Here is a 5,220-nt window from a genome sequence, read left to right as displayed (position 1 = left end):
CGGTGGACGAGCATGGCGGCATTCCAGCGGTTCCAGCGACGGTAGCGGCGCTCGACCTCTTCATCGCCGGGGAACCAGGGTTCGTTCTCCGGGCCGATGGTGTTGACGTAGTCGGTGGCGGTGAGGCTGGGCACGCCGATCTGCTTCTGGCGCGAGCGCTCGAGCATGCGCAGCATGACATAGCGTGCTCGCGTCCGACCGCCCTCGTCGATGAGGCCGTCGAGGGAGGCCAGCCATTCGGCGGTCTCTTCCGGGTCGATGTCGGGCACCTGGCTGGGCAGCCCGTTGAGGATGGGTCCGCCCTGATTCCGATTGTCCACGATGTGGTCCTCTCTTCAGCTCCACGATCTTCTTTGGTGTAGAGATCATGTCCATCGGATGGTGTGTGCTCCGCAGGTTGTCCGAGCGCAGGGGCCACCCAATACATCTGTCAGCCTAGTACTCCGAGCCGAACTTCGCGCTCCCGCGATGTTGTGATCTCTCTGACGCGTCTGCCCGCCCGGCAGGCATGGTCACCGTCCGGTGTGCTGTTTGAGTGCCGTTTGGGTGTGCTTGCCGCGCGCGGGCGCGCCGATATTTGCACCTTGACCACTGTTGGCGGAAGAATACAGGCATGAGCAACTCCGCTTCTGAAAGGACATCCTCCACTTCGACCCTCGCGAACGAGCTGGGCCACAACCTCGGTTTGAACAAGGGCGACTACGTGCAAGAGGTCGGCTATGACGACGACGTCGATCAGGCGCTCTGCGAGGCGATCGAGAACATCATCGGAGACAAGATCGCCGATGGCGAAGAGGATGACGTCTACGACGTGATCCTCATGTGGTGGCGGTCGGACGACGATGATCTCATCGACGGCCTTGTCGACGCCCAGACCACATTGAAGGAGGGCGGAGTCGTGTGGCTGCTCAGCCCGAAGGCGAACCGTCCGGGACACATCAGCCCCGCCGACATCTCCGAAGCGGCGCCCACCGCCGGAATGCACGTGACCTCCACGGTCAGTGCCGCCGATGACTGGGCCGGATTCCGGCTCGTGGGCAAGAAGAACTATTCATGATCCTGCGGCCCGGTGACCGGGCCCCGGATCTCACCCTCCCCGATCACCTCGGATCGGTCGTCACCCTCACCGAGGCGGCTCGCCGTTCCGCGGTCGTGCTCGCATTCGTTCCGTTCGCCTTCTCTCCGATCTGCGGAGACGAACTCGTCGCCCTCGACCGGTGGCAGGAGAGGATGCGGCAGGACTCCCATGCCGTTGACGTCGTCGTCGTGTCCGCGGACTCCAAATACACTTTGGCGGCGTGGGCCCGTCAGGCTGGAACCGACGTCATCTTGGCCTCGGATTTCTGGCCTCACGGTGATGCGGCGCGGGCGTTCGGCGTCTTCGATGAGTTCCACGGAGTCGCCGAACGAGGCGTCTTCGTCATCTCACCTGCGGGTACGATCGTCAGTGGCAGGCAGGTTGCCCGCACCGAGTCTCGGGACTTCTCCGAGGACTTCGCCGCGGCGCTTTCCAGCCTCTGAGAAACGAGCCACCACCGAAGCGCCGATCTCCGGCACCTTCGGCGACTGTTGAAAAGGACACCTCATGGCCACGCTGTTCACGAAGATCATCAACGGAGAGATCCCCGGCACGTTCGTCCATCAGGATGACAAGTGCGTCGCATTCCTCGACGTCGCTCCGATGACGGAAGGTCACGTCATGGTCGTTCCGCGGGAGGAGATCTCCCACTGGATCGACGCCGATGGAGAACTTCTCTCTCACCTCACCGCGGTGGCGAAGAGGATCGGCGAAGCCCAGAAGCGGGCCTTCGACTGCGAGCGCATCGGTCTTCTCATCGTCGGCTACGAAGTTCCCCACCTGCACATCCACGTCCTGCCGACGAATTCGATGGATGACTTCGACATCTCCGACCGCGCCCCGATGCAGACTCCGGAGCAGCTGGAGGCGCCTGCCGAGAAGATCCGACAGGCGCTCTCCGAACTGACCTGAGGTCGACGCCGGCTTCGGCCCGATCAGAATCCGTGGGTCTCGAGGTATCGGTCGAGCGAATCTCTGACAAGCTCGGCGCCGGCGGCTCCGCCGTAGTTGGCGCCGAATCGGGGATCGTCGACGTACATCTGGCCGAGACCGCGCACATATCCCGCGAGGTCTCCCTCGGGATCGTTCGCCGGAGTGCCCGGAACCGCTCGCAGCCACTCGATATGGCGTTCCGCGAGTTCCTGGCAGCGGTCCGATTCGGGCCGTGCCCCATCCTCGGCGGCGGCGATCCAGTCCTCGGAGAGAGCGGTGATTCGAGCCTTCCAATCCCGTTTCTCCTCGGGGGACTGTCGGGACCACCATTCGTCTCCCTGCCGGTAGGCGTCGGCACCCCAGCGCCTGGTCACTTCCTCTTCGTGTTCGCGATGGTCGAAACCATCGAACATCTCTTCAGCCATGAGCGGCTCTCCTGCTTTCAATCGTGTGATAGTCGCGGTGACGGCGGCGAGCTGTCGGTCGAGCCGGTCTCTCTCGCGTCCGAGCGAGACCAGATGCTGCGACAGCGCTTCGACCGGATCGTCTCTCCGATCGAGAACCTCGGCGATCGTCGTCAACGGCAGTCCCAGCTTCTTGAGCAGCAGGATGCGCTGGAGGCGCACCAGTGCGGCTTCGTCATAGCAGCGGTAGCCATTGGCGGCGATGGCGGTCGGCGGCAGCAGACCGATGGCGTCGTAATGACGCAGAGTTCGGCTCGTCGTTCCCGTCAGCCGCGCGATTTCCTGAATGGACCAGTCCATGTTTGACAGCTTAGAAGTTGACGCAACGTCAAGGTCAAGGCCGGATTGATCGACACGAGGAGAAAGTTCTGACCCTGTCTCGGAACGCCGACTCAGGCAGCGTCGCGAATGGCGTCGAGGGCCGTGAAGAGGTCTCGTGCGAGGTCGTCGACGTGTTCGAGCCCGACCGACAGGCGGACGAGGCCGTCACCGGGCTTTGCGGTGGCCGCCACGGGCCGGTGGGTGAGTGAGGCCGGGTGCTGGATGAGCGTATCGGCACCGCCGAGGGAGACCGCGTGGACGATGAGGTCGCAGTGTTCGACGAAGGTCCGGGCCGCGTCGAATCCTCCGGCGAGTTCGATGGCGATCATCGCCCCGCCGCCGCGCATCTGCGAACCGACGAGCCCACGCGGATCTGAGTCGGCGAGGCCGGGGTAGTGGACGCGGGCGACCTCCGGGCGCGTCTGGAGTCGGCGCGCGAGTTCGCCTGCGGTGTCCTGGGCCGCGCGCATCCGCACGGCCAGAGTCCGCAGTCCGCGGTGGAGGAGATAGGCGCCCATCGGGTGCAGGAGGGCCCCGGTGATGGCGCGCACCTGACGCAGTCGTATGGCCCAGGCGGTGTTCGTCGCGATGATCCCGCCCATCGCGTCTCCGTGACCGCCGAGGTATTTCGTGGCGCTGTGGAGGACGAGAGCGGCCCCGTGATCGATCGGGCGTTGGAGCACCGGGGTGCAGAACGTGTTGTCGACCAGTACCGGCACGTCTCCTGCCGCCGCGACGACGGCGTCGATGTCGACGAGGTCGAGGCTGGGGTTCGCCGGCGTCTCGACGATGACGAGCCCGGTGTCCTCTCGGATCGCCGAGGCGATCTCATCTTCTTTCGCCCAGGTCACCGAGGTGCCGAGCAGGCCGGACTCGAGCAGGTGGTCACTGCCCCCATAGAGGGGACGGACGGCGACGATGTGGGGCGTTCCGGCCTCGACTGCGGCCAGCAGTGCGGCGGTCATGGCGGCCATTCCCGTGGCGAAGGCCACGGCCGATTCGGCGTTCTCCAATTCGGCGAGCGCGGATTCGAACCGTGCCACACCGGGCTGCCACAGCCGTTGGTAGACAGGGGAATCGCCCTCTTTCAAGGAGTTTCCGCCGGCAAGGCTTTCGTAGGAATCTCCGCCCGTGCGGACGTCATTGACCGGATTGGTGGTGGAGAGGTCGATCGCGGGGACGTGGACGCCTGCGGCCGCGAGGCCGTCCATTCCGCCGTGGACCATGCGGGTCTCGGGGTGCATCGATGTCATAACCGCATTCAATACACTTCTCCCGTCAGACGCAATGATCCTGCAATCTCCTGTGAGGATCCTTGGTTCTGACGGGAGAGTCTGCGACGAGATGTGGAAGACTGTGACTCATGTCGCAGAATGTCTCACTCGATGTCACCGATCGTCGCCTCCTGCAGGAGCTCAACGCCGATGCGCGGGCCTCGGGCGCAGTCCTGGCCGCGGCCGTCGGGGTCTCCGAATCGACGGTCTCCCTGCGCCTCAAACGACTGAGATCTTTCGGTGTCATCCGTGGATTCCATATCGATGTCGATCCGACAGCACTGGGCGTGGGCCTGCAGGCGCTCATATCGATTCGGCTGGCCAAGCATGATCGCGCCGAGATCGATGCGTTCACTGCGGCCGCCCCGAAGTTCCCGGGAGTGGTGCGGATGTACCATATGGCCGGAGCTGACGACTATCTGCTGCATATCGTCGCCACCGATGCTGCCGCTGTGCAGTCCTTCGTGCTCGACTATCTCACCCGGTATCCCGCTGTCGCGCATACGCGCACGAACCTCATCTATCGGGTCGAGGACGGCTCGGCATGGATCCCCGAGGAGCCCTGAACTGCCATACTGTCCTCATGGCAGAGAACAAGACCCAGCCGACCGATGTCGATGTCGCCGCGTACCTCGATGCCGTGACTCCGGAGAAGCGCAGGGAGGACGGAATCGCCCTCGACGCGATCTTCCGTGATGTCACCGGCGAGGAACCCGTCATGTGGGGACCCTCGATCGTCGGCTACGGGCGGTACCACTACCGATCGCCTGTGAACCCGCGCAGTCACGGTGAGTGGCCGGCGACGGGTTTCTCCCCGCGCAAGAGCCAGCTCTCGCTGTACGGGCTCAAGGACCTTCCCGAAGGGGCGAAGCTGCTCCCGCAGCTCGGAAAGTACACCGAGGGCGCCGGGTGCGTCTACGTGCGCCGTTTGGAGAACATCGACGAGGCGGTGCTGCGCAGACTCATCGCGATCGCCGCTGCCCGTCCCGACGACCCCGCACCGGGCAGCTGATCACCGGCACCCGTTCGAAGTCGTTCAGAGTCTCCGAATCGCTGATCACGGGTCCATGATCAGCGTCGGGCGGTGATGCTCAGCCCCGGTTTGCGCTGATGGACCGAGAAGTACTGCAGTCCCGCCTCGGCGTCGGCC

7 protein-coding genes and 1 pseudogene are annotated in these 5,220 nt (G+C 64.5%); 5 read left to right on the top strand and 3 right to left on the bottom strand.

The window, feature by feature from the left end; all coding sequences use genetic code 11:
* Nucleotides 1-320 (bottom strand): annotated as a pseudogene (locus AD89_RS18915) (pyruvate dehydrogenase (acetyl-transferring), homodimeric type); the annotation flags it as partial.
* Between the two features lie 293 nt (nt 321-613).
* On the opposite strand from AD89_RS18915, the gene AD89_RS0116205 reads away from it, so the two are divergent.
* The 3 genes from AD89_RS0116205 (at nt 614) to AD89_RS0116195 (ending at nt 1,990) form a co-directional block, all read left to right on the top strand.
* A complete protein-coding gene (locus AD89_RS0116205) occupies nt 614-1,057 on the top strand; it encodes a DUF3052 domain-containing protein (protein WP_025780561.1) in 444 nt (147 codons plus the stop codon).
* The gene (locus tag AD89_RS0116200; RefSeq protein WP_025780560.1) at nt 1,054-1,521 is read left to right on the top strand and encodes a redoxin domain-containing protein; all 468 of its coding nucleotides are present in this window, start codon (nt 1,054-1,056) and stop codon (nt 1,519-1,521) included. The genes AD89_RS0116205 and AD89_RS0116200 overlap by 4 nt, the downstream gene beginning before the upstream one ends.
* Before the next feature lie 64 nt (nt 1,522-1,585).
* On the top strand, nt 1,586-1,990 hold the full coding sequence (locus AD89_RS0116195; RefSeq protein ID WP_025780559.1) for an HIT family protein: 405 nt from the start codon (nt 1,586-1,588) through the stop codon (nt 1,988-1,990).
* 23 nt (nt 1,991-2,013) lie between these two features.
* Here the strand turns inward: AD89_RS0116195 and AD89_RS0116190 are convergent, their stop codons facing one another.
* Together AD89_RS0116190 and AD89_RS0116185 are read right to left on the bottom strand one after the other, a co-directional pair.
* Complete coding sequence (locus AD89_RS0116190) at nt 2,014-2,775, bottom strand: MerR family transcriptional regulator (protein WP_025780558.1); 762 nt, start codon at nt 2,773-2,775, stop codon at nt 2,014-2,016.
* Between the two features lie 92 nt (nt 2,776-2,867).
* Nucleotides 2,868-4,049, bottom strand: a complete 1,182-nt coding sequence (locus AD89_RS0116185) for a trans-sulfuration enzyme family protein (protein WP_025780557.1) — start codon at nt 4,047-4,049, stop codon at nt 2,868-2,870.
* A 110-nt stretch (nt 4,050-4,159) separates the two neighbouring features.
* Between AD89_RS0116185 and AD89_RS0116180 the strand changes: the two genes are divergently transcribed.
* A complete protein-coding gene (locus AD89_RS0116180) occupies nt 4,160-4,636 on the top strand; it encodes an Lrp/AsnC family transcriptional regulator (RefSeq protein WP_025780556.1) in 477 nt (158 codons plus the stop codon).
* A 17-nt stretch (nt 4,637-4,653) separates the two neighbouring features.
* Entirely contained in the window at nt 4,654-5,082 is a 429-nt protein-coding gene (locus AD89_RS0116175; RefSeq protein ID WP_025780555.1) for a DUF1801 domain-containing protein, read from the top strand.
* Nucleotides 5,083-5,220 lie beyond the last annotated feature (138 nt).

The sequence above is a fragment of the Brevibacterium sp. VCM10 genome (genome assembly GCF_000583215.1).
Classification (GTDB): Bacteria; Actinomycetota; Actinomycetes; order Actinomycetales; family Brevibacteriaceae; genus Brevibacterium; species Brevibacterium linens.
The sequence above is the reverse complement of the archived record's forward strand: the minus strand, read 5'-3'. Positions and strand labels throughout refer to the sequence as shown.

Excerpts from the sequence above, each read along its gene's own strand:
- AD89_RS0116205 (WP_025780561.1), top strand. The coding sequence starts at position 614 with ATGAGCAACTCCGCTTCTGAAAGGACATCCTCCACTTCGACCCTCGCG.
- AD89_RS0116200 (WP_025780560.1), top strand. The coding sequence starts at position 1,054 with ATGATCCTGCGGCCCGGTGACCGGGCCCCGGATCTCACCCTCCCCGAT.
- AD89_RS0116195 (WP_025780559.1), top strand. The coding sequence starts at position 1,586 with ATGGCCACGCTGTTCACGAAGATCATCAACGGAGAGATCCCCGGCACG.
- AD89_RS0116190 (WP_025780558.1), bottom strand. The coding sequence starts at position 2,775 with ATGGACTGGTCCATTCAGGAAATCGCGCGGCTGACGGGAACGACGAGC.
- AD89_RS0116185 (WP_025780557.1), bottom strand. The coding sequence starts at position 4,049 with ATGACATCGATGCACCCCGAGACCCGCATGGTCCACGGCGGAATGGAC.
- AD89_RS0116180 (WP_025780556.1), top strand. The coding sequence starts at position 4,160 with ATGTCGCAGAATGTCTCACTCGATGTCACCGATCGTCGCCTCCTGCAG.
- AD89_RS0116175 (WP_025780555.1), top strand. The coding sequence starts at position 4,654 with ATGGCAGAGAACAAGACCCAGCCGACCGATGTCGATGTCGCCGCGTAC.